17 protein-coding genes and 2 tRNA genes (1 of these 19 only partly in view) are annotated in these 21,199 nt (G+C 66.7%); 7 read left to right on the top strand and 12 right to left on the bottom strand.

Translation table 11 applies throughout. The features are described 5' to 3' along the window. A tRNA-Ser gene (locus B3Z70_RS08365) sits at nucleotides 1-29 on the top strand; it begins 163 nt to the left of the window's first position. A gap of 29 nt (nucleotides 30-58) precedes the next feature. On the opposite strand, the gene B3Z70_RS08360 is transcribed toward B3Z70_RS08365, so the two are convergent. From B3Z70_RS08360 to B3Z70_RS08345, 4 genes are all read right to left on the bottom strand, one after another. Then, the gene (locus B3Z70_RS08360; protein ID WP_292045354.1) at nucleotides 59-1,369 is read right to left on the bottom strand and encodes an MFS transporter; all 1,311 of its coding nucleotides are present in this window, start codon (nucleotides 1,367-1,369) and stop codon (nucleotides 59-61) included. Between the two features lie 56 nt (nucleotides 1,370-1,425). Next, nucleotides 1,426-2,700, bottom strand: a complete 1,275-nt coding sequence (locus tag B3Z70_RS08355; protein WP_292022538.1) for a YdcF family protein — start codon at nucleotides 2,698-2,700, stop codon at nucleotides 1,426-1,428. Between the two features lie 2 nt (nucleotides 2,701-2,702). Next, entirely contained in the window at nucleotides 2,703-5,330 is a 2,628-nt protein-coding gene (locus tag B3Z70_RS08350) for a TonB-dependent receptor (protein WP_292045352.1), read from the bottom strand. Between the two features lie 65 nt (nucleotides 5,331-5,395). Beyond that, nucleotides 5,396-6,505 carry an ROK family protein gene (locus B3Z70_RS08345; protein WP_292022534.1) on the bottom strand — a complete coding sequence of 370 codons (1,110 nt, stop codon included), beginning with the start codon at nucleotides 6,503-6,505 and terminating at the stop codon, nucleotides 5,396-5,398. Between the two features lie 362 nt (nucleotides 6,506-6,867). On the opposite strand from B3Z70_RS08345, the gene B3Z70_RS08340 reads away from it, so the two are divergent. Both B3Z70_RS08340 and B3Z70_RS08335 read left to right on the top strand, forming a co-directional pair. Beyond that, nucleotides 6,868-6,943: transfer RNA gene (locus tag B3Z70_RS08340), tRNA-Thr, on the top strand. A gap of 22 nt (nucleotides 6,944-6,965) precedes the next feature. Continuing rightward, the gene (locus B3Z70_RS08335) at nucleotides 6,966-7,592 is read left to right on the top strand and encodes a TetR/AcrR family transcriptional regulator (RefSeq protein WP_292022532.1); all 627 of its coding nucleotides are present in this window, start codon (nucleotides 6,966-6,968) and stop codon (nucleotides 7,590-7,592) included. Here B3Z70_RS08335 and B3Z70_RS08330 read toward each other — a convergent pair. The 3 genes from B3Z70_RS08330 to B3Z70_RS08320 form a co-directional block, all read right to left on the bottom strand. Then, a complete protein-coding gene (locus B3Z70_RS08330) occupies nucleotides 7,589-8,353 on the bottom strand; it encodes a prepilin peptidase (RefSeq protein WP_292045350.1) in 765 nt (254 codons plus the stop codon). The two genes, B3Z70_RS08335 and B3Z70_RS08330, sit on opposite strands and share 4 nt — an antisense overlap. A gap of 167 nt (nucleotides 8,354-8,520) precedes the next feature. Continuing rightward, nucleotides 8,521-10,389, bottom strand: coding sequence for a ferrous iron transporter B (feoB, locus tag B3Z70_RS08325; protein ID WP_292022527.1), 1,869 nt, complete (start codon nucleotides 10,387-10,389; stop codon nucleotides 8,521-8,523). Next, the gene (locus tag B3Z70_RS08320; RefSeq protein ID WP_292022525.1) at nucleotides 10,389-10,664 is read right to left on the bottom strand and encodes a FeoA family protein; all 276 of its coding nucleotides are present in this window, start codon (nucleotides 10,662-10,664) and stop codon (nucleotides 10,389-10,391) included. Before B3Z70_RS08320 ends, feoB begins: the two co-directional genes overlap by 1 nt. 153 nt (nucleotides 10,665-10,817) lie before the next feature. Between B3Z70_RS08320 and B3Z70_RS08315 the strand changes: the two genes are divergently transcribed. Further along, nucleotides 10,818-11,321, top strand: coding sequence for a c-type cytochrome (locus B3Z70_RS08315; protein WP_292022523.1), 504 nt, complete (start codon nucleotides 10,818-10,820; stop codon nucleotides 11,319-11,321). 4 nt (nucleotides 11,322-11,325) lie between these two features. Here the strand turns inward: B3Z70_RS08315 and B3Z70_RS08310 are convergent, their stop codons facing one another. The 4 genes from B3Z70_RS08310 to B3Z70_RS08295 all read right to left on the bottom strand — a co-directional run bounded on the left by B3Z70_RS08310 (nucleotide 11,326) and on the right by B3Z70_RS08295 (nucleotide 17,273). Next, the gene (locus B3Z70_RS08310) at nucleotides 11,326-14,532 is read right to left on the bottom strand and encodes an efflux RND transporter permease subunit (RefSeq protein ID WP_292022542.1); all 3,207 of its coding nucleotides are present in this window, start codon (nucleotides 14,530-14,532) and stop codon (nucleotides 11,326-11,328) included. Then, nucleotides 14,532-15,638 carry an efflux RND transporter periplasmic adaptor subunit gene (locus tag B3Z70_RS08305; protein ID WP_292022521.1) on the bottom strand — a complete coding sequence of 369 codons (1,107 nt, stop codon included), beginning with the start codon at nucleotides 15,636-15,638 and terminating at the stop codon, nucleotides 14,532-14,534. Before B3Z70_RS08305 ends, B3Z70_RS08310 begins: the two co-directional genes overlap by 1 nt. Nucleotides 15,639-15,750: 112 nt before the next feature. Next, nucleotides 15,751-16,563: a hypothetical protein gene (locus tag B3Z70_RS08300; protein ID WP_292045349.1), complete on the bottom strand. Its 813-nt coding sequence runs from the start codon at nucleotides 16,561-16,563 to the stop codon at nucleotides 15,751-15,753. After that, entirely contained in the window at nucleotides 16,509-17,273 is a 765-nt protein-coding gene (locus tag B3Z70_RS08295) for a class II aldolase/adducin family protein (RefSeq protein ID WP_292022297.1), read from the bottom strand. Before B3Z70_RS08295 ends, B3Z70_RS08300 begins: the two co-directional genes overlap by 55 nt. Nucleotides 17,274-17,451: 178 nt before the next feature. On the opposite strand from B3Z70_RS08295, the gene B3Z70_RS08290 reads away from it, so the two are divergent. From B3Z70_RS08290 to B3Z70_RS08280, 3 genes are read left to right on the top strand one after another with little or no spacing between them, the layout of a single operon-like run. Then, complete coding sequence (locus tag B3Z70_RS08290; protein WP_292045347.1) at nucleotides 17,452-18,579, top strand: DUF2336 domain-containing protein; 1,128 nt, start codon at nucleotides 17,452-17,454, stop codon at nucleotides 18,577-18,579. A gap of 31 nt (nucleotides 18,580-18,610) precedes the next feature. After that, nucleotides 18,611-19,405 carry an NAD kinase gene (locus B3Z70_RS08285; protein WP_292022301.1) on the top strand — a complete coding sequence of 265 codons (795 nt, stop codon included), beginning with the start codon at nucleotides 18,611-18,613 and terminating at the stop codon, nucleotides 19,403-19,405. A 60-nt stretch (nucleotides 19,406-19,465) separates the two neighbouring features. After that, a complete protein-coding gene (locus B3Z70_RS08280) occupies nucleotides 19,466-19,942 on the top strand; it encodes an Hpt domain-containing protein (protein ID WP_292022303.1) in 477 nt (158 codons plus the stop codon). 62 nt (nucleotides 19,943-20,004) lie between these two features. Here B3Z70_RS08280 and B3Z70_RS08275 read toward each other — a convergent pair whose 3' ends face one another. Beyond that, entirely contained in the window at nucleotides 20,005-21,144 is a 1,140-nt protein-coding gene (locus tag B3Z70_RS08275; RefSeq protein WP_292022305.1) for a DUF2336 domain-containing protein, read from the bottom strand. Nucleotides 21,145-21,199: the final 55 nt, after the last annotated feature.

The following is a 21,199-nucleotide window of genomic DNA, read 5'->3' as shown; positions in this document are numbered from 1 at the left end:
CGTGGGTTCGAATCCCACCCTCTCCGCCAGCCCCTTAAAAAGCAACAAAGTCAACCCATTACGGGGAAATTCTATTGCGATGCGTCGCAGTTTGTGTCCAGACGCACGCGATCACAAGGCCGATTAGGGCACCTCCCGCAGGCACGCCCGCCATCAGGGCAGTCAAAGTCACAGCGTCGCCTCTTTCGTGACGAAGCCCTCCCAGGACGGCGCTGAGCGAGATGGCCCCGATAGACAATCCCAACTTCGCCACCGCGGAAAATAGGCCAAAGGCGAGCCCCTCGTATCCAGGCGCCTGGCGCGCCGTGACAGCACTGAAACCGGCCCACAGCGCCATGCCCACGCCGCCGTTGCCGAGCCCGAACAGGAAGGCGGCGAGCACGAACGTATGCAATGTCGTCTCAGCGAGCCTGGTCGTCGCGTGGGCGATCACCGACAGTCCGACAAGCTGGATGACGGCGGCGACGGCCAAAGTGGCTGCCAGCGACCACCGGCGCGAGATCAGCGGCCAGATCGGCTGGCCGGCGAGGATGCCGACCGCCATGCCAGACGCGACCGCGCCGCCCCAAATGGGAGACTTCAGCACATTGGCGGCGAAGAAGGGCGCGGTCTTTGCGAAGAGCGGGGTCGCTATCGAGGTGACGGCCATCAAGGCCGTGATCAGCCAGAATGTATTCGAAGGCCGCCAGCGCGCCGCAGGGACAAACGCTGGGTTCCGATTCGCGGGCTCCTCGACGCGCGCCAAGGCGATGGAAAGGCCCGCAGCCGCCGCGACCGCAAACGCCGATCCGCCGAACGTCACCCAGAAATAGGTCGGAAGGTCGTCCTGACCGGCGGAAAGCAGGGGCGCCACGGCGGCCGTGATGATCAGCGCAGCCAGGCCGCTGAACCAAATCCGTGTCGCCGCGACACGATTTCGCGCTGCGGCGTCGGATACCCCCAACGACATCAGGGCGTTCTGCGGCACATCATAGAGGGCGTAGGCGATGCGAAAGGCCAGCCCAGCCGTCAGGATGTAGGCGAAGCGCCACTCGATCGGCGCCCACACGCCAGCCGTGATGGCCAGAAAGGCTGCGGCGCATGCGGCCGCCCCAAACAGTTGGAGCCGCCCTGCAGACCGCGCGTCCGGCATGACTCGGCCCAGACGCGCACCGACGACGACGTCGATCACGGCGCTGACGACCAGCCCCGCGCACAGGACAAGGCCCATCTGGTGCGGCGAAAGCCCCGCCAGTTCGGTGAGATAGAAGGCCAGCAAAAGTTCCGATGCATACCAGAACAGGCTCTTGCCCAGATGCGCCAGCCCATAGACCAGCGTCAGCCCCCTAAATCCCGATCGACCCAATGCGATAGGCGCCTTCCTGTGCATCATGGGCGAATAAGCCGCAGACACGACACGACGATGAAGCGCGGCCCGCAGGATCGTCAGGGATCGAGCGGGTCGCGCGCATCCCTGTGGGTGGCGATCGCAGAAGGCTGGAACACGACCTCGTGCGGGCCCAATGCTCTCAGGTCGGCGATCGGCGCGTAACCAAGCTCGGTGTTCAACCGAACACGAAATGCATCATCTGCGATCTTGCTGATCTGGCTGCGAGTGGAAGTCACAACGTAAGATCGGTCGATCGGCAGCCCGTAGCGCAGCATCAACCGGATCGCATTGCGGAAGTTTGTCGTGGTGTGGCGCGCCGACGGCTCGATGAAGATCGCGGACTCTGGCACCCCATAGCGGTCCATCAGTTCGCGTTTCATCTCTTCGGCTTCAATGATGGACGTGTGGGCAGGATGGACGGCGCCGCCGGATACGATCAGAAAGGGCGCCAATTGCGCGTGATAGAGTTCGGCGGCCCGCATGACCCTGAGCTTGCCGATCTCGCCCAGGCGTTCTCCTGGCGTGTCGGGCCCGTCGCCGGGGACAAGAATGGCTGGATAGCGCCATTTGGACCAATCCGTCCGCTGTGCCGCCGCGGCTGCCGCCGCGTTCTCGCATCGTTCCAATACGTCGCTGACGCGGACGGTCTCGCGATCGTTCAGATAGAGAAGCATCAGCGAGAAGCGGAGCGTATCCGCGTAGAAGGCGCGACCGCCGTCGCCGACGCTCAGCACGTCTATTGTCTCGTCCACCAAACCTTGGAAGCGGCGGCTTTCGGGCTCGAAACTGATGGCGTCGATCTGCGGATAACGCGGCGCTTCGCCCAGACCATAGACGCGCAGGATGCGATTCATGCCCTCTGCCGCATCTTTCCATGCGGTTCTCAACATGGCCTCGTCGGACTGGCTTTCATAAAGGGCGAAGGCGGAGGACGGGCGCAGGTGGCGAACCGCGACATCGCTGAGGCCCGGCTCGGCCGCCAAGGCGTTCTCGAAAGCGGCGATATCCTGGGGCGTCCAAAGCAGGGCCAGCACCCGACACGATGCGGTTTCGTTGCAATGCGACAAGGCGTTTCGGATGCGGCTGGCCCTGGCTTGCGCCAGGGCGCGTATCGTCTGAGACGCTTGCAGGGCCTGTCGAGACAGCGGGTCCTGGTCCAGCACCGTCAACAGATAGAAGTTCTGATCCTGGATCGCCGATCCACTGGTCAGGGGCGCATAGGCGGCGATGGAGCCAGACGGCGCAAGCACCGTCGAGTTGTCCTGGAAGGCGGCGCAGGGCGTGGCGAGAAGGCTCAGCGCGGCGAATGCTGAAGAGGCCAGGATGTCCATGGTCAGTATTTATAGCTGAGGTTCAGATAGAAGGACTGGCCGAACTCCACCTGCTCGTACAAATCCGACAAGGCGAGGCCTCGGACGCGCGTGCGATTCTCGTTCAGCAGATTTCGCGCCTTGAACTTGAGCTTCCATTGCCGGCTCAGATCGTAGCGCACGGAGAGATCGATGGTCTCGAAACCGTCCCATCCCTGCGCCAGCCAAGGCTGCGGCGTCAGGGCGTCGATGTAGCCGCCCCAGTGATTATAGGTAACGCGGGCCTCATAGTTTCGCCCGGCGTAGAACAGGGCGGCGTTGCCGAACCAGCGGGACTGATCCACCAGCCGATCCGAAGTCACCCGTTGACCGTCGTCGTCCAGATAAGTGATCCGGCCGTTGACATAGGTCAGATTGCCCGAGACGCCGAACCCCTGGAACTGCTCCGGCAGGAAGGTCAGACGATTGGCGATCACCCCCAACTCGACGCCCCAGACGTCCGCGCCTTCAGCGTTCTGCGGTTGGGTTACGAGGTAGGTGACGCCGTCTATGATCTCTTCGGTCTTGCGGGTGACGATTTCGTCGTCGATTGCCTTCGAGAACAGGGCCGCCGAGATCAGGCCATTGCGGTTCGGCAGATAGTATTCCAGCCCCACATCCAGATTGGTCGAAACACGCGGACGAAGATCCGGATTGCCGCGGCTGATTGTGGCGTTGGTGTCGCTGCGGCGTTCGCGTTGGGCGATGTCGCCCGGGTTGGGTCTGCCCAAAGATCGACTGGCGCCGAGCTTTAGCCGCAGGTCCGAAGCCAGGTCATAGGCGAAGGTCGCGGACGGCAGAAGCTGGTCATAACCGCCCTTGCGCTTCGAAAATCCATCGGCCAGCACCTCGCCTGGGGTTGTAGCCTCGGTGCCCACATCCTCATAGCGCAGGCCGCCCACAAACTTGTAATTCGGCCCCGTGTAGGTCGTCAGTCCATATGCCGCACGTGTGTCTTCGACGTAGCGATAGTCCTCTATGATCTCGCGCTCTGCGGTCGAGGCCGCATTGACCTTCAGGGTCGGGGCGACATCTCGCAGGAATTTCGGCCCGTCCACCCACAACAGCGGCACATTGAGCCAGCCGGGTTGGAAATCGGTCTGGAATGCATAGTCCGTCAGCGCCACGCTATTGCTGACATAATCGGTGCGATTGTTGTCACGCCGGCGGTCCAGCCTCCGCAGTTCAACTCCCACCTGATAACCCCAACCCAGTCGCGCGCCGTCGCGATTGAATCCATGATCTAGTTTCACATCGAAGACGTTCTCGTCGGAATGGCGGCTTTGCACCGAATACTGATTAAGGGTGTAGCGCGCCGGGTTGAGCAGGCCGACAGGGTCGGCGAAGGCGTAACGGTTCACGGCTGGTCCACGCTCGACAACTTCGTACGACACCGATCGGTTCGCAGGCAGGCCGCGGAACTCCACAAGCGGCTGCAAATCGTCGAAATCATTGTATGACCAGCCGGCCTTGAGGCTGAGGAAGCGACCGTTATCGAAGGTGTAGCGCGAACTTAGGATGGCTCCGATGTTCTGGCGATCTAGGGGATTGAAGTTCCACCCAATGCGAACCTGCCCGAGACGAAGCGTTCCTGAATCTTGGGTCTGGTTCGTCGCCCTATCCATGTTCAGATATTGGACGGCGTTTCGGGTTTCCTGCTGACCTTCCGCATAATAGTAGCCAAGAACCGACGCATAGAGTTGCTGCGTTCGATACTCCAGCTTGAGATTCGCGCCGTAGTCGCGGACGCGATTGGTGTAGTCGTAACTGCGGACCTGGTCCGGGGCGACGAATCCGTTCCAGGCAGGGTTCACAGTCCCATCGGCCAGTATCGGATCGACCTTCGCGCCGGCCGCCGTATAGTAGGCCTCGCCGGCCTGAATGTTCTTGGATTCGTCGCGTTGATCCTGCGACAGGTGGGCGGCGGCGACCATGCCGAACTGTTCGGCGGCCCCGAACCGATTGGCATAGGTCACGCTGAACTGTCCGCCGACGGGCGAACGGATCGGTCCCTTGCCGCTGTTGCCGTTGGGCACGTCCTGATAGGTCTGCAGGTTCAGGCCGCCTTCCGCCACGATGAAGGGCGCGCGTCCCTTGAAGGCGCTGCGGGTGTGAAGATCCACGAAGCCGCCGATTGCGCCGCCGTCGATGTCCGGCGTGAAGGTCTTTCGCACCTCCAGCAATCCCACTGCGCCTGAGGGGATGACCTCGAGGTTGACCTTGCGCCCCGTTCCGCCGAACTCGTCCGTCGTGGCGACGCCCAGACCGTCTATCGCCACATAGTTCAGATTGGCGTTCAGACCCCGCACGGTAACGAAACGCCCGCGATCCTCATCGAAGATGGCGGTGACGCCCGGAATACGACGCAGCGATTCGGCGATGTTCAGGTCGGGAAGCTGACCCGCCTCGTCCTCGCTGAGGAAATCGGCGATCCCATCCGTGCGACGCTTCTGGGTCACGATGCCCAGGGCTTCGGCCCGAGCCCCGACCACGGTGATGTCGTCCAGTTGAGCGGCGGGCGCCGACTGTTGCGCCATTGCGGTGGGCGCGATCAAAATCGCTGCAAACCCTGCGGTCGACGCCAGATGCGCCTTGAATGATGTTCTGCCCATGAAATCCCCCGATGTCGCGGCCGCCTGCGGCTGGCGCGGACAGGCGATAGGGCGCTCTGATTAACCTAATAAGACGAGTTTAATTGGGGGCGTGAAATGGTTGTCGGCTCAGGATGGGTCACGGCGTGCAGCGGAAGGCAGGCCGCCCCGATAGCCGCCACGGCAGGTCCAAGTGTGGAGGCGGCGATCACTGGACGCGGACGTTCCGGGTGAAGTGCGAACAGACGGGTTGGCAGGGCCTCCGCCAAGGCCTGAAGCAGGCGTGCAGGCAGCGCGCCTCCGATCACCAGACGGTCGGGATCAAGCCAGGCCCATGCGGACTCGAGCACCGTTTCCAACTGCGGGGCGGCGCGATCCACCCATTGCCGCAGCACAGCGTCCATACCGGCCGTTTGGAAATCGGCCCGCTCCAGAGACTTTTCGCCCATGCCCTTTTCAGCCAGATAAGCCAGCAGATCGCTGCCGGATGGACGCGGTCGTCCCAGCGGATAGTAAGCGCCGATCTCCCCCACATTCCCGTGCGCGCCGCGCAAGGGGCGACCGTCGATAACGACGCCGGCGCCGATGCCGTAGTTGATCAGCAACAGCACAAGCGATCGCGCCGTTCGTCCTTCGGACGAAAAGGCCTCCGCCATGGCGGCGGCGGTCGCATCATTCTCGATGCGTACCGGCAAACCGAGCCGCGCCTGAAACCAGACCTTCAGGTCATGCTGACGCCAGGCCGCGTGTTCGCTGACCGTCCGCATCTTCGAGGAATCCTGAAAGAAGAAGCCGGGCACGGCTAGGCCCACTCCCACGATCCGGGACGGCTCGTCCAGCCGAACGGTCTGGGTTATCGCCGCGATGTGTTCGCTGAGAAGCCCGGCGACACGCTCGGGCGCCCCGTCCTCGATCGATTGGGCGCGTTCCTGAATGACGGTTCCGGCGAAATCCAGCGCCACTGTTCGCATCATGCCGGGCGACAGGCTCGCCCCGAAACTGAGGCCTCCTGCCGGATTGACGGAAAGCGGTCGCGACGGCTGTCCTCGTCCGCCTCGCAAGGGATCGCCCTCAATGATCACGCCCGCCTTGAGCAGATCGCGCGTCAACTGGCTCATGGGGCCCGACGCAATGCCCAAGCGACGTCCCAGTTCCGCCCGCGCCACGGGTTGCCAGCGCCGGATGGCTTCCAGCACCTGCCGATGCGGCTCGCTGAATCTGAAATGTGGCATCATTGACGAACATTATGCATGATCGCGCACAGAACGGCTTGGCTGCTGACTCGATCTTCGAACCGGGAGCGGTTTGGTCTAGCCGGCGCGATCCGAAACGTGGGTACCGATGTGGGATGAATCGATAGCGTGACCACAGCCCATTGTTGTTTTATTTATTCAATCGTCGAAGCGGACACCCCCTCCGCCATCCTCTGACTCGATGATGTCTCGACTTCGCCGCGTGCGAATGTGCCGGTGTGCAGGCGCAATTTGTCCGTTTACGGCGCAGGGTCGTCTTGCGTCGCGGCTTCGGTCTGGACATAAGGGCGAAACCGCACATGCGGGCCGGCTTAGCTCAGTTGGTAGAGCGCCAGTTTTGTAAACTGGATGTCGCGGGTTCGATTCCTGCAGCCGGCACCACCCTCTTTCGACCAATGGGGCGATGCCCGACACCACCAACAAGCTGGGTCACAAGATCGGCGCGCGCGGAGGCAGAACCCGCCAGGCGATCCTCGACGCGACCCGGCGCCTGTTGAACGCGCGGCATTACGGCGAGATTCGCGTCGCCGACCTGGCCTCGACGGCCGGCGTGTCTCCGTCGAATTTCTATACTTATTTCAAGACGGTCGAAGAACCTGTTCTGGCCTTGTGCGAGGTCGCGGCTGCCGATTTCCAGGGACTGGCGACGCATTTTCAGGCGGACTGGCCGGGCGACAAGGCCTTCGTCATCGCCCGCGCCTTCATCCTGGACGTGATGGCGATCTGGCGCAGCCACGGCCAGGTGCTGCGGGTCGAGCATATGCTGGCGGACAATGGCGACGCCGCCTTCGTCGAAAGCCGCGTGCGCCGTCTGCGCCGTCTGCACCTGGCCATCGAACGCCGCGTGGCCCAGGCCCATGCCAGCGGCCTGCACCCCAAGGAATACAACCCCCGCCTGGCCTCGTACCAGATCGCCTCCATCGCCGAATCGACGGCGGCCAGTTTCGATCTGCTGCGCCGCGCCGATACGCCGGAGGCCATTCTGGATACGGCGGCGATCATCGTCGTCAAGCTGACGACCGGGCGTTAGAGCCCCAGCGGGCCGTAGAGCCAGGTCAGCCAGATCCCCACCGCCAGAAAGACGCCGAACGGCAGCCTGTCCGTCGCGCTGATCGACCTGCGCACCACTAGCATTGCGAACACCAGGCTGAGGCCCACCGCGCAGGCCCACAGCAGGACGCTGGGCAGACCGACCCAGCCCACCCAGGCCCCGGCGCCTGCGAACAGGAAGGGGTCGCCGCCCCCCAGCCCCTGGCGCTTGCGGACGGCCTGATACAGCCAGCCCACCAGCCACAGCCCGCCGAACCCGGCCGCTGCCCCGATCAGATGCGACACGGCGACATCCCAGCTGGCGCCCATGGCCACGACAAGGCCGGTGGCGATCAGCGGCAGGGTCAGGATGTCCGGCAGCCAGAAGTTCTCGCCGTCGACGATGGCGATCAGCAGCAACTGCCAGCCCAGCACCGCTGTCGCCGCGATCGTGAACAGCGACGCCCCCCCGCCAATGCCCCACAGCGCCGCCCACGCGCCGATGCCGGCCGCCGCCAGTTCGATCAGCGGATAGCGCCTTGAAATCCGCGTGTCGCAGCGCGCGCAACGGCCGCGCAAGGCCAACCAGCTGAACAGCGGAACCAGTTCCCACGGACGCAGCGGCTGGTCGCAGCCCCGGCAGCGCGAGCGGGCCATGACGATGTCCTCGTCACGCGGCAGGCGCACGCTGACGGCGGCGATGAAGCTACCGAAAACCAGGCCCAGGCCGCCCATGACGGCACCGGCGATCACAGGGTTCATCAGGACGTCCAGACGGCGGCGAACCGCACCGGCTTAGAGCATGATCGTTTCTTGAGGAACCGCTTCGCGGTTCCGACAGAAGCGTGAATCATGCTCTCGCATTAAGCAGGAGCTTGATTCACGGCATCGGCGAAATCGCGAAGCGATTTCTCCTCACCCGATCAGGCTCAGCCGCCCCCGAGCGCCACCGCCACGTGATAGGTCACCAGCGACGCCAGATAGGCCAGACCGAACATGTAGCCGATCATGATCCAGGTCCATTTCAGCGAGTTGGTCTCGCGCCGCACCACGCCCAGGGTCGCCACGCACTGGGGCGCGAAGATGTACCAGGCCAGGAAGGACAGGGCCGTGGCCAAGGACCAGTGGGTGGCGAGGGTGGAGGCCAGCAGGCCCGTCGCATTCTCTGCGTCCGCAATGGCGTAGGTGGTGCCCAGCGCCGCCACCGCCACCTCGCGCGCCGCCATGCCGGGGATCAGGGCGATGACCATCTGCCAGTTGAAGCCGATGGGCGCGAAGATCGGCTCCAGCGCGCGGCCGATCATGCCGGCGAACGAATAGTCGATGGCCGGCAGGGTCGCGTTCTCGGGCGGATACGGGAAGGTCGCCAGCACCCACAGGATGATCACGGCGGGCAGGATGATCCGCCCGGCCCGGTTCAGGAATATCTTGGCGCGGAGCCACAGGTTGAAGCCGACGCTTTTCAGGTCCGGGACCTTGTAGGTCGGCAGCTCCATCATGAAGGGCTCGACCGCGCCGCGCCAGAACACCTTGCGGATCACCAGCGAGACCAGAAGCGCGCTGAGAATGCCCGCCGCATAGAGGCCGAACATCACCAGTCCCTGCAGATTGGCGAAGCCCCACACGCGCTCGTTCGGAATGAAGGCGGCGATGATCAGCGTATAGACCGGGATGCGCGCGGAGCAGGTCATCAGCGGCGCGACCAGGATGGTGGTCAGGCGGTCGCGCTTGGAATCTATCACCCGCGCGGCCATCACGCCGGGAATGGCGCAGGCGAAACTGGACAGCAGAGGAATGAAGGCGCGGCCATGCAGCCCCGCCCCGCCCATGATCTTGTCCATCAGGAAGGCCGCCCGGGCCATATAGCCGAAGTCCTCCAGCGCGATGATGAACAGGAACAGGATCAGGATCTGGGGCAGGAAAACCAGCACGCTGCCGACCCCGGAAATGATCCCGTCCACGATCAGGCTTTGCAGCAGGCCGTCCGGCAGCACATTGGCCACCAGGCCGCCTAACCAGCCGATGCCCGCCTCGATGCCGTCCATCAGGGGCGCCGCCCAGCTGAACACCGCCTGGAACATCACGAATAGCAGGGCCAGCAGGATCAGCAGGCCGCCGACCGGATGCAGCAGGACAGAGTCGATCTTGCCGGTGAGGGTGTCGGGCCGCTCGGGCGGGCGGACGCAGGCCTTCATGATCCGCTCGGCCTCGCGCGCCGCGCTGCGCAGTTCGGCGGCGTCGGGCGTATGCCAGGAGTTTTCGCCGAGCGCAGCGGCGTCGGCCTGAACCTCGACGGCGGCGATCAGATCGTCGATGCCGCGCTTGCGCGTGGCGACCGTGGTGATGATCGGCACGCCCAGTTCGGCGCGAAGCGCCTCCAGATCGATCCGCAGGCCTTGACGCTGGGCGATGTCGTACATGTTCAGCGCCAGAACCATCGGCCGACCGACGGCCTTGAGTTCCAGGATCAGGCGCAGCACCAGGCGCAGGTTGGTGGCGTCGGCGACACAGACCACCACGTCCGGCGGCGTCTCTCCGGCCAGGCGCCCCAGCACGGCGTCGCGCGTGACCTCTTCGTCCGGGCTGCGGGCGCGCAGGGAATAGGTGCCGGGCAAATCCAGCACCGACATCGTGCGGCCGGACGTGGCGCGGATCAGACCCTCCTTCCGCTCCACCGTGACGCCGGCGTAGTTGGCCACCTTCTGGTGCGCGCCGGTCAGGGCGTTGAACAGGGCGGTCTTGCCGCTGTTGGGATTGCCGACCAGGGCGACGCGGGCGGTCTTCAGGGCGATGTCCATCAGGCGACGCCCCGCTGGTCGAGCTTGATGGTCAGGCTCTCGGCCTCATGCCGACGCAGCGCCACGCGCATGTCGTCCACCTTCATGGCGATGGGATCGTGACCGAACAGGCCTTCGTGCAGCAGTTCGATCTGCGCGCCCTCGACAAAGCCCAGCTCCAGAAGGCGGCGCTCCAGCTCCACGGCCTCGTTCTGGTGATGGCAATGGGCTCCCACTTGGGCGATGACGCCGCGATCGCCGCGTCGGGCCTGGCTCAGCTTTATGGTGTCGGTCAAAATCTACGCTCGCACGGGCGAGGCCGCTCCCCAGCGGCTCCGCGTTTCTTTGACAGTGATTATCAGGTGCGGACGCCCCGCGTCCAGCGGGACAGCTTGACCAATTGCCGCGCGGGCGCATTGCGCTATCAGACCCTGGAACAGGAGCCGTCCATGTCCCGCCTCGCCCTTGCCGCCCCGCTTCTTCTGGCCCCGATCCTGGGCCTGGCCGCCTGCGGACAGGACGCCCCCGCCTCGACGGCGCCGTCTAAGCCGGCGCACGTGCTGACGGATGCGGAAAAGGCCAGTCTGCTGGCCGCCCTGCCCGCCCCCTATGACACCGGCGATCTGGAGAACGGGCGTCGCGCCTTCGCCCGATGCCGGTCGTGTCACACCATCGGCGAGGGCGGCGCCGACATGACCGGGCCCAACCTCTACGGCGTGTTCGGCCGCAAGGTGGGCGAGCGGCCGCGCTACAGCTATTCCAATGCGCTCAGGAACGCCGACTTCGTCTGGGACGCCGAGCGGCTGGACCACTGGCTGCAGAACCCGCGCGGCTTCCTGCCGGGCAACAAGATGACCTTCCCCGGCCTGCCCGACGCCAAGGATCGCCGCGACGTCATCGCCTTCCTGAAGGTGGAGACGGGCTACAAGCCGGAGCCTGCCCCCGCCTCCTGATCGGTCAGGCCTCGGCGATCGGCTTTTCGCCGCCGTCTCGCATCTCCTGCGCTTCCCACTCCTCGATCTTGCGGGCGGTCCATTCGGGCGACTTGGTGAAGCGCGCCAGGACGCCATAGATCACCGGCACCACGAACAGGGTCAGGACGGTGGCGAAGATGGCGCCGGTGAAGATCACCACGCCGATGGTCTGGCGGCTGCCGGCGCCCGCCCCCTGCCATAGCACCAGCGGCAAGGCGCCGAAGGCGGTTGCGATGGACGTCATGATGATCGGGCGCAGACGAAGCGACGACGACTCGATGATCGCCTCGCGGATCGACCGCCCCTGGTCGCGCAGCTGGTTGGCGAACTCCACGATCAGAATGCCGTTCTTGGCCGCCACCCCGATCAGGATGATCAGGCCGATCTGGCTGTAGATATTCAGGCTGGACCCTGCCATCAGCAGGCCGAACAGGCCGCCCGCCGCCGCCAGCGGCACCGTCAGCATGATGACCGCCGGCGTGATCCAGCTTTCGAACTGGGCCGCCAGCACCAGGAAGACCAGCAGCAGCGCCAGGCCGAAGGCCGCGACGACCGCGCCGCCCGCCTCCTGCTGGTCGCGCGCCGCCCCGCCCCATTGAACGACCACGCCCCCTTGCGGCTGTTTGGCCGTCTCGGCGCGCAGGAACTGCACGGCGTCGTCGATGGTCATGCCGGGGTTCAGGTCGGCCTGCAGCGAGATCGACCGCTGGCGATCCAGACGCCGCCGGTCCGGGGTGTCGCCGCTGGTCTTGGTCGTGACCACGGCCGACAGCGGCACCAGCTGCCCGCCGCCGGTCGCGACATACAGGGCCTCCAGGTCCGAAACCTCGCGCCGGTTGTCGCGCTCGGTCTGCAGGATGACGTCATACTCCTGCCCGCCCTTGATGTAGGTGGTGGCGCGGCGCGAACCGAACATGGTCTCCAGCGTGCGGCCGATGGACTGGGCCGAGACGCCCAGCGCCGCCGCCTTCTGCGGATCGACGTCGACCAGCAGGCGGGGCGAGTTCGGTTCGTAGTTCAGACGCGGGCGCGAGAAGCCGGGGTTGGCCTGGGCCGCGGTCAGGATCGGCTGAAGCCAGTTGTAGATCTGCTGATAGTCGCTGCCCGTGGCGATCAGCTCGATGGAGTTGGAGTTGCCGCCGCCGCGCTGGAAGGCGCCGGGCGTGGAGGCGTTGACCTGGGCGTCCGTCTGGCCGCGCAGCTTGCCGTTCAGCTCCTGCGCGATCTCGGCGGCCGTGCGGTCGCGCTTGGACCAGTCGGCCAGAGTGAGCACCGCATTGCCCGAGTTGAACCCGCTGCCGCCGAAGCCGGGCGCGGACACCAGATAGCTGTCCGCCTCGCCGCTGGCCTTGTATTCCGCCAGCAGCGGCTCCAGCCCCAGCATGATCTTCCGGGTGTAGTCGAAGCCCGCGCCCTCCGGCCCGGCGACGCGCACGGTGACACGCCCGCGATCCTCGTCCGGCACCAGTTCGTTCGGCAGGACCAGGAAGATGCCCCCCGCCCCCGCCGCCACCAGCAGGATCAGGGCGCCCACGCCGATCACGGCGATCCGACGCCCCAGCAACATGTCCAGCGACCGCGAATAGGACGATTTCAGCCGATCCATGCCCCAGTCGACCCGGCGCGCGATCCAGCCGCCGGTGTGGGCGGGCTTCAGGATCTTGGACGCCAGCATGGGCGACAGGCTCAGCGCCAGGAAGGCCGAGAAGGCCACGGCCGCCGCGATGGCCGCCGCCAGCTCCACGAACAGGCGCCCGACGTACCCCGGCAGGAACAGCAGCGGCGCGAACACCGACAAGAGGACGATGGTCGTGGCCACGACCGCGAAGAAGACCTGACGCGCCCCGCGCTCGGCCGCCACCAGCGGCGGCTCCCCGTGGTCGAGCCGTCGCTGAATGTTCTCGACCACCACGATGGCGTCGTCCACCACCAGGCCGATGGCCAGCACCAGCGCCAGCAGCGTCAGCAGGTTCAGCGAGAACCCCAGAGGCGCCAGCACGATGAAGGTCGCCAGCAGGCAGATGGGCGCCACGATCGACGGGATCAGCGCCGCCCGCAGGCTGCCCAGGAAGATGAAGTTGACCAGGGCGACCACGGCCATCGAAATGCCGATGGTGATCCACACCTCGTCGATGGCGTGAGAGGTGAAGACCGAGTTGTCCGAGCCGATCTCGATGGTCACGCCGGGCGGCAGGGTCGGCCGGATCTCGTCGATCATCTTGTGAACGCCATCGGAGATGGCCAGGTCGTTCGACTGGGCCTGGCGCGTCACGGCCAGGCCGATCTGGTCCATGCCGTTGCCCCGGAACAGACGACGATCCTCTTCCGGCGCCTCCTCGACCCGCGCGATGTCGCCCAGGCGCGTCACATAGGTGGGCTGGCCCTGGATGATGGCCGAGGAACCGCTGCCGGTGCCGGTCGCGACCGAGGTCGAGGCCGAGGCCGAACCGCGCGTGCCGATGGGCAGCTGGCGGAAGTCGTCGGGCCGGGCGTAGGTGCGCGCCACGCGCACGGTGTAGTTCTTGGCCGTGGATTCCAGCGACCCGGCCGGAAGCTCGACGTTCTGGTTGTTCAGCGCCGTCTCGACGTCGTTGACCGTCAGGCCGCGCGCCGCCATCGCCGCCGAATCCAGCCAGATCCGCATCGAATAGCGCTGCTCGCCATAGATGTTCACCTGGGCCACGCCCGGCACGGTCGCCATCCGGTCGACCAGATAACGGTCGGCGTAGTCGGTCAGCTGCAGCCGGTTCATGCTGGTCGAGCGCAGGAAGACGATGATGATCGGCTGGCTGTCGGAATCGGCCTTGGCCACCTCGGGCGGATCGGCCTGATCCGGGAGGCGGCCGACCACGCGGCTGACGCGGTCGCGCACGTCGTTGGCGGCGTCGTCGATGTTGCGGTCCAGCGAGAACTCGATGTTGACGCTGGAACGGCCGTCGCGGCTGGTGGAGGTGATCCGTTCGACCCCCTGGATGCCGGCGATCTGCTGCTCGACCGGCTCGGTGATCCGGCTTTCGATGACCTCGGCCGAGGCCCCGGCGTAGCTGGTGTTGACCGACACGATGGGCGGATCGACGTCGGGCAGTTCGCGCACCGGCAGGAAGAAGAAGGCCGCCGCGCCGATCACGCACAGCACGATGGCGGCGACGGCGGCGAAGACCGGCCGCCGGACCGAGACATCGGACAGCATCATTGGGCGGCGCCCGACTTGCGCTGGGCCCCGGCGACGCTGACGGGCGCGCCGGGCTGGATGCGGTTCAGGCCGGACCCCACGATCCGCTCGCCAGGCTCGACCCCCGACAGGATTTCGACGAAGCCGTTCTCGACCGCGCCCGTCTCGACCTCGACACGCTGGGCGGTCGAACCGTTCTGACCGGGCGCGATGCGATAGACGAAGGCGCCGGCGCCCTCGTATTGTACGGCCGATTCCGGGGCCGCCGCCGTCTGGCGCTGGCCCTGCTGCACCACGACGCGCAGCAGCATTCCGGGCCGAATGCGGCCGCCGGGATTGGGGAATTCGGCGCGGGCGGTGGCGGCGCGGGTCGCCTCGTTGACGCGGGTGTCGATCAGGGCGATCCGCCCCTGGAACGGCGCATCGCCATAGGCGTCGGCCGTCGCGGTGATGGACGCGCCCGGCTGCAGCAGGTTCAGATACCGCTCGGGCAAGGGGAAATCGACGCGGATGGTCGAGGTGTCGTCAAGGGTCGCGATCACCGCGCCCGGATTGATCAGGGTGCCGGGCGTCACGGTCGTCAGGCCCATCCGACCGGCGAACGGGGCGCGGATCACACGGTCGCCGCGCCGCGCCTGCGCCGCCTGCAGCGACGCGCGCGCGGTCTCCAGCCCCGTCTCGGCCTGCTCCAGCATGACCTGGGGCGCCACGCCGCGGTCGGCCAGGGCCTTGTAGCGGTCGTATTCGCGCTGGGCCTGGTTGACGTTGGCGCGCGCCTCGATGATGGCGGCGTCCTCTTCGCGCGCCTGCAGTTCGACCAGCGGCGCCCCGGCCGACACCAGCTGGCCATCGGTGAACAGGACGCGGGTGATCAGCTCCGTCGTCGACGAGGTGACATTGACCGACCGCTGGCCGCGCGCCACGCCCAGCACGCGGATCTGATCCGAGAACGGACGCTGGGCCACCACCGCTTCCGACACCTGCTGCCCGCCTCGCCGTCCGCCGCCCGCGCCCGGCCCTTGGGCCGACTTGTCGTTCGGGGCGGCCACCTTGACCACGGCGGCGACGACCATCAGCGCCAGAAGGATCGCGGCGGCGACGAGGAAGAAGTGACGTTTGATCACGCGGCGGAACTCTCGGTCAGGGGACGCCGCATGCATTACCGGCTAATGCGGCTTGCGCAACGTAATCCGACACTAACGCGCTGGGCGGAGATTTCCGTCGCGGAAATCCGCTTTAGAACCGACGCCAGATCGCGATGACGGGCCCATGGGCCGCAGGCGTCTCTCGCCCTGCGACCGTTTGTCTCCACCCGGTCTGCAGGCTCCAGGACCCCAGGTCGCGCACCACCGACGCCTCCACCGACAGCCAACGGGCGCCGCCGTCCGCCGCGCCGCCAAAGGCTTGGCCCAGCGCCATCCAGCCGCCGCCGAACCGCGCGCCCGCCGTAGCGTCGATCCGCGTCTCGTCGGGCAGGCCGTCGCGCAGACGCCGCGCGGCCTGAACCTCCACGAAGGATCGGTCCATCCCCCATCGCGGCCCCAGCGACCGGCCCGCCGACAACCGCGCCTCCCAGTCGTGGTCGCCCACGCCCGGCGGCGCATAGTCCGCATTTCGCCCCTCCCCCGCCCGGCCGTAGCCGCCATAGAGGCTGACGGCGTTTCGGTCGTCGCGAAACACCTGCCAGGTCGCGCCGATCTCGATGGGACCGCGTCCCTCGTACTCGACGAAGGCGTCCTCGCCCTTCTGCCAGTCGGCCTTGAGCTGCAGGGTCAGCCGATCCGTCACCCCGTATTCGGCGAACAGGCCCAGGCGCGCATCGCGTCGCACGGCCGGCAAGGCCGTCTCTTCGCCGGACGGATCGAAACCGCTGTCGGCCTTCAGACGCTCGTATTTGACGATGGCCTGGCCCTGTCCCCTGGGCTGGACCCAGGCGCCGGCCTGGGCCGTCTCAGCGACGCCGAGGGACAGAACGCCCCCCGCCGCCGCCAGGATCAGGCGTCGTAGCCCGGCGACTTGCGCTCCAGCTGCCGCAGCGCGCCCGGCCATGCCAGGGCCGAAATAAAGCCGATCCCCCGTCCCTGCTCCTTGGTCTCCTCCTGCGCCGCATCGGGAGCCAGCAGCACGTGCTCGCGTCCGCCCGACAGCGCCGCCACCTGCTGCGCGCAGGCCCGTTCCAGGAAGAAGATGCCGATCCATGCCTGCGCCGCCGTCTCCCCGACCGCCAGCGTGCCGTGGTTGCGCAGCAGCATCAGCGGTTTGTCCCCCAGGTCGGCGACCAGACGTTCGCGCTCGTCATGGTGCAGGGCCAACCCCTCGTATCCATGATACGCAACCTGATGCTGCAGTAAACATGCGTTCTGACTGATCGGCAGCAAACCCTCGGCCTGGGCCGCCACCCCGACGCCGCCGACGGTGTGCAGGTGGATGACGAACTTGGCGTCTTCGCGCGCGGCATGGACCGCCGAGTGAATGGTGAAGCCCGCCGGATTGATGAAGTGGGTCGTGTCCTGAACGATATTGCCTTCCAGATCGACCTTCACCAGCGACGAGGCCGTGATCTCGTCGAAGTAGAAGCCATAGGGATTGATCAGGAAATGATGTTCCGGCCCCGGAACCCGCGCCGAGATATGGGTGAAGATCATGTCGTCCCACCCGTGCAGCGCGACCAGCCGATACAGGGCCGCCAGCTCGACGCGCGTCTGCCATTCGGCCTCTGACACGCGGGACTTGATCGAGGGGTTTGCACCGTCCGCCATGATTTCCTCCTGCCTCTGGATGGGCGTTTGCACAGACCGTCTCCCTCGCAGGGGGCGGCGTCAAGCGCGAAGGACAAGGCTGACGCAGCGTCATCTTGCCCGCCCGGACGTGGTTAACCCGGTCTTTACGACGCCGGCTTAAGGGTATGCGGGTCCATCGACGGTTCGGGGAGCCGCTGTGTCTGTCGTTCAACTGGAGCCGGCCCGCGATGGCTGGGACGACCGCACCGTGGCGCAGATGCTGACCCTGGCCAGCAGCCGCTCGGCCGAGGATCGCCAGCGCCTTCTGCTCAAGGTGACCGGCCTGTGCGAGGCCGGCGCGCCGCCGCCCACCGTCGCGCCCCTTCTCGCCGACATCTTCCTGACCCTGACCGCCCAGGCCGAGCGCGACATCCGGCTGGCCCTGGCCGAACGGATCGCCGGCGCGGACTGGGCGCCGGCCGCCCTGGTCAATATGCTGGCGCTGGACGAGATCGAGATCGCCCGCCCCGTCATAACCGCCAGCAACCTGCTGAAGGACGCCGACCTGATCCGCCTGCTGATCGAGGCGACGCTGGAGCATCAGATCGCCGTGGCCCGCCGTCCGCGCCTGTCGGACGCCGTGTGCGACGCCATCATCGACCGCGGCGAGGCGGTGACCATGACCGCCCTGGCCTCGAACCGCACCGCCCAGATCAGCGATGCGGCCATGCGCCGCCTGGTCGATCAGTCGCGCCGCGTCGCGGGCCTGCGCGCGCCACTGACGCGCCATCCCCGCCTGAACCAGGATCTGGCGCAGGAACTCTATCAATGGGTCGGCCAGGCCCTGCGCCAATCCATCGGCGAACGTTTCCGCATCGACGATGCCCGGTTGAACGCCGCCGTGCAGCAGTCCGCCGCCGTCGCCGTCGGGACGCCGGAGTGGCGCGCCGCTCCAACCAGCCGCCTGGCCGAGAATCGAGAGCGCGCCGAGATGGAGCGCCGCCTGGTGGACAAGCTGCAGGCCGCCGGCCAACTGCGCCCCGGCCTTCTGGTCCGCGCCCTGCGCGAGCAGCGTTTCGAACTGTTCGAGCAGGCCCTGGCCGCACTAGGCGGCTTCAGCGACGCCCAGGTTCGCCAGGCGGTGCGCGCGCCCACGGCCGAGGCCCTCTATCTGGCCTGTATTGCGGTCGGGGTGGACAAGGCCGTCTTCGCCTCCCTGCTGGTCGAGGTGCGCAAACTGACCGGCGGTCTGCCCGGCGACGGCGGCTGGACCGCCACGCCGATGAACGCCCATTCCGCCGCGCGCGCCTTCCGTCAGATGATGCAAAACCCCGCGATCGTTTGACTTCGCCTCAAAGCTCGGCTCACGTCGCCCCGTGACCCAGACCCGGCCTTCCCAGATCACGACCACGCCCGCCCTGGCCTTTGTCGCCAGCGACCGACCAGAGGCGCAGGACGCCCGGGCGGCCCTGATCGCGCGCTATGGCGCCGTGGCTGAAGAGCAGGCCGACGTCATCGTGGCCCTGGGTGGCGACGGCCAGATGCTGGAGACGCTGCACGGCAATATGCGCCGCCGCACCCCGGTCTATGGCATGAACCGCGGCTCGGTCGGCTTCCTGATGAACGACTACGAGGAGGACGGCCTGCTGGAGCGGATCACAACCGCCGAACGCACCGTCATCCACCCCCTGCAGATGGACGCCTGGACCGAGGCGGGCGAGGTCCACATGGGCCTGGCCATCAACGAGGTCTCCCTGCTGCGCCAGACCCGCCAGAGCGCCAAGCTCAGGATCACGGTCGACGACCGGGTGCGGCTGGAGGAGTTGTCCTGCGACGGCTGTCTGGTGGCCACGCCCGCCGGATCGACCGCCTACAATCTGTCGGCCCACGGCCCCATCATTCCGCTGGACGCCCGCATCCTGGCCCTGACGCCGATCAGCGCCTTCCGCCCCCGCCGCTGGCGCGGGGCCCTGCTGTCGCACGGCGCACGGGTGCGCTTCGATGTGCTGGAGGCCGACAAACGCCCCGTCTCGGCCACCGCCGACAATTTCGAGGTCCGGCGCGTCGCCAGGGTCGAGGTGCGCGAACGGCGCGACGTGGCCCTGACCATGCTGTTCGACGCCGGCCGGTCGTTCGACGAGCGCGTGATCGCCGAACAGTTCGCCAACTGACTGGTCACGGCTTCTTAAGCCAAGCCGTCTAGCTTTCGCGAAAGACCTATGGAGCCCGCCATGAGCAACCCGGCGCAAATCACCCCTCCGACCAACGCTCTGCGCATGAAGGTCGGCGGCGGTTTCGGCATCAACGCCGACGCCATCGCCAAGGCCGAAGAAGCGCTGAAGGCCATGTCCGCCCAGTTCGGCCAGTGGCTGAACGACGAGATCGTCAAACTGGACAAGGCCCAGGCCGACATCCGCGAGCAGGGCTACACCCCCGCCACCGCCGAGGCCCTGTATTTCCGCGCCCATGACCTGAAGGGCCTGGGCACGACCTATGAGTATCCGCTGGTGACGCGCATCGCCGGTTCGCTGTGCAAGATGCTGGACGACGCCGAACGCCGGATGTCGGCGCCCTTGCCGATCCTGGACGCCCATATCGACGCCATTCGCGCAGTGGTCCGCGACCAGATCAAGACCGACGAACACCCCACCGGCCGCGCCCTGGCGGAAACGCTTGAGCAACGGGTCGCCCAGCATCTGGCGGGCTGAACCAGGCTGAAGACCGCAAGGAAAAAGGCCCGCCGTTCGGCGGGCCTTTTCTCGTTTGGCGATCAGGCCGCGTTGGCGGCGGCGTGGCCGGCGGCGGGCGACTGATCCAGTCGCTCCATCAGATAGGCCAGGTCGTCGCGTAGCACATTCGGGCGCTGCGTCAGGAATCGCTCCAGCATCTGTTCGCGGAATAGGGTGCTGGACGTGTCGATCCCCTCGGCCGCCAGTGCGCGCCAGGTGTCCACGCCGGCGCGGAAGGCGGGGAACAGGCGCGGCGGCAGGCCCGCCCGATCATAGATGGCCTTCAACCCTAGCGGCCCGGCGTCATGCACCATCAACCAGGCGCGGTGATGGGGCGTATTGGCCAACTCGGCCAGACCATATTCGAACATCGCCATCTGCCCCCGCGCCAATCCGCGCAGCAGCAGGGAGGCGTTCAGGACCCGGCGCGCATTCAGCTGGGTCATGAAGGCGGCCAGATCCGCGCTGACGCCCGCCTGATCGACCAGATCGACGGTCGTGCGCTCGCGCGCATACTGGGCCAGGCGGATGGCGGTTTCGGGCGCCACGGCATGGCGGCTGATCAGATGTTCGCGCACCGTGTCGCTGGCCAGTTGGATCAGCCGCTCGGTGACCTGCAACGGCAGAACCTGGCGATAGGCGACGGCGGTCAGCACCTCCGGCGTCTCGGCGAACCGTTCGACCACGACGGCCAGCGAGCCTTCGGACAGATCGGCGTTGTCGTTTGCCGCCAGAACCCGCACCGCCTGCTCGCAGCCCTCGCCGGCCAGAACGTCGGCGACGTCGCGCGACACCCGCGTCCGACCCGCCACCGCCACCTGCCGCACGGTCGAGCCCGCGCGCACGATCTCGATCAGATCCTCGTCGCTGAAGGCGGGCGAGGCGGCGATGATCGGCAGGGCGATGCTGTCCAGGTCCCCGGCCAGCTTTCGCGCCACATCGTTGGGGATCAGGTCCGACGCCTTCAGCGTCACCGCCATGGCGCGCCGCACCAGTTCGGCGGCGTCGTTAGCCAGCATCCGCAGAATCTTCTGCGCCGCCGCACGGTCCTCCTCGCCCAGTTCCGCGCGCTCCATGTTGCGACACAGCTTGTGCGCCGCCTCCGCGCGCTCGTCGTCGTCCGCCGCCTTGATCAGGCGACGAATGTCCACTTCGGTCAGGCGTGCGCGATAGGCGGTCATGGACGGCTCGTCAGGGAATCGGGCGTTGATCCCAAAATGAGACTGCCATGCTTAA

The sequence above is a fragment of the Brevundimonas sp. UBA6550 genome, from assembly GCF_002434505.1.
Lineage (GTDB): Bacteria > Pseudomonadota > Alphaproteobacteria > Caulobacterales > Caulobacteraceae > Brevundimonas.
The sequence above is the reverse complement of the archived record's forward strand: the minus strand, read 5'-3'. Positions and strand labels throughout refer to the sequence as shown.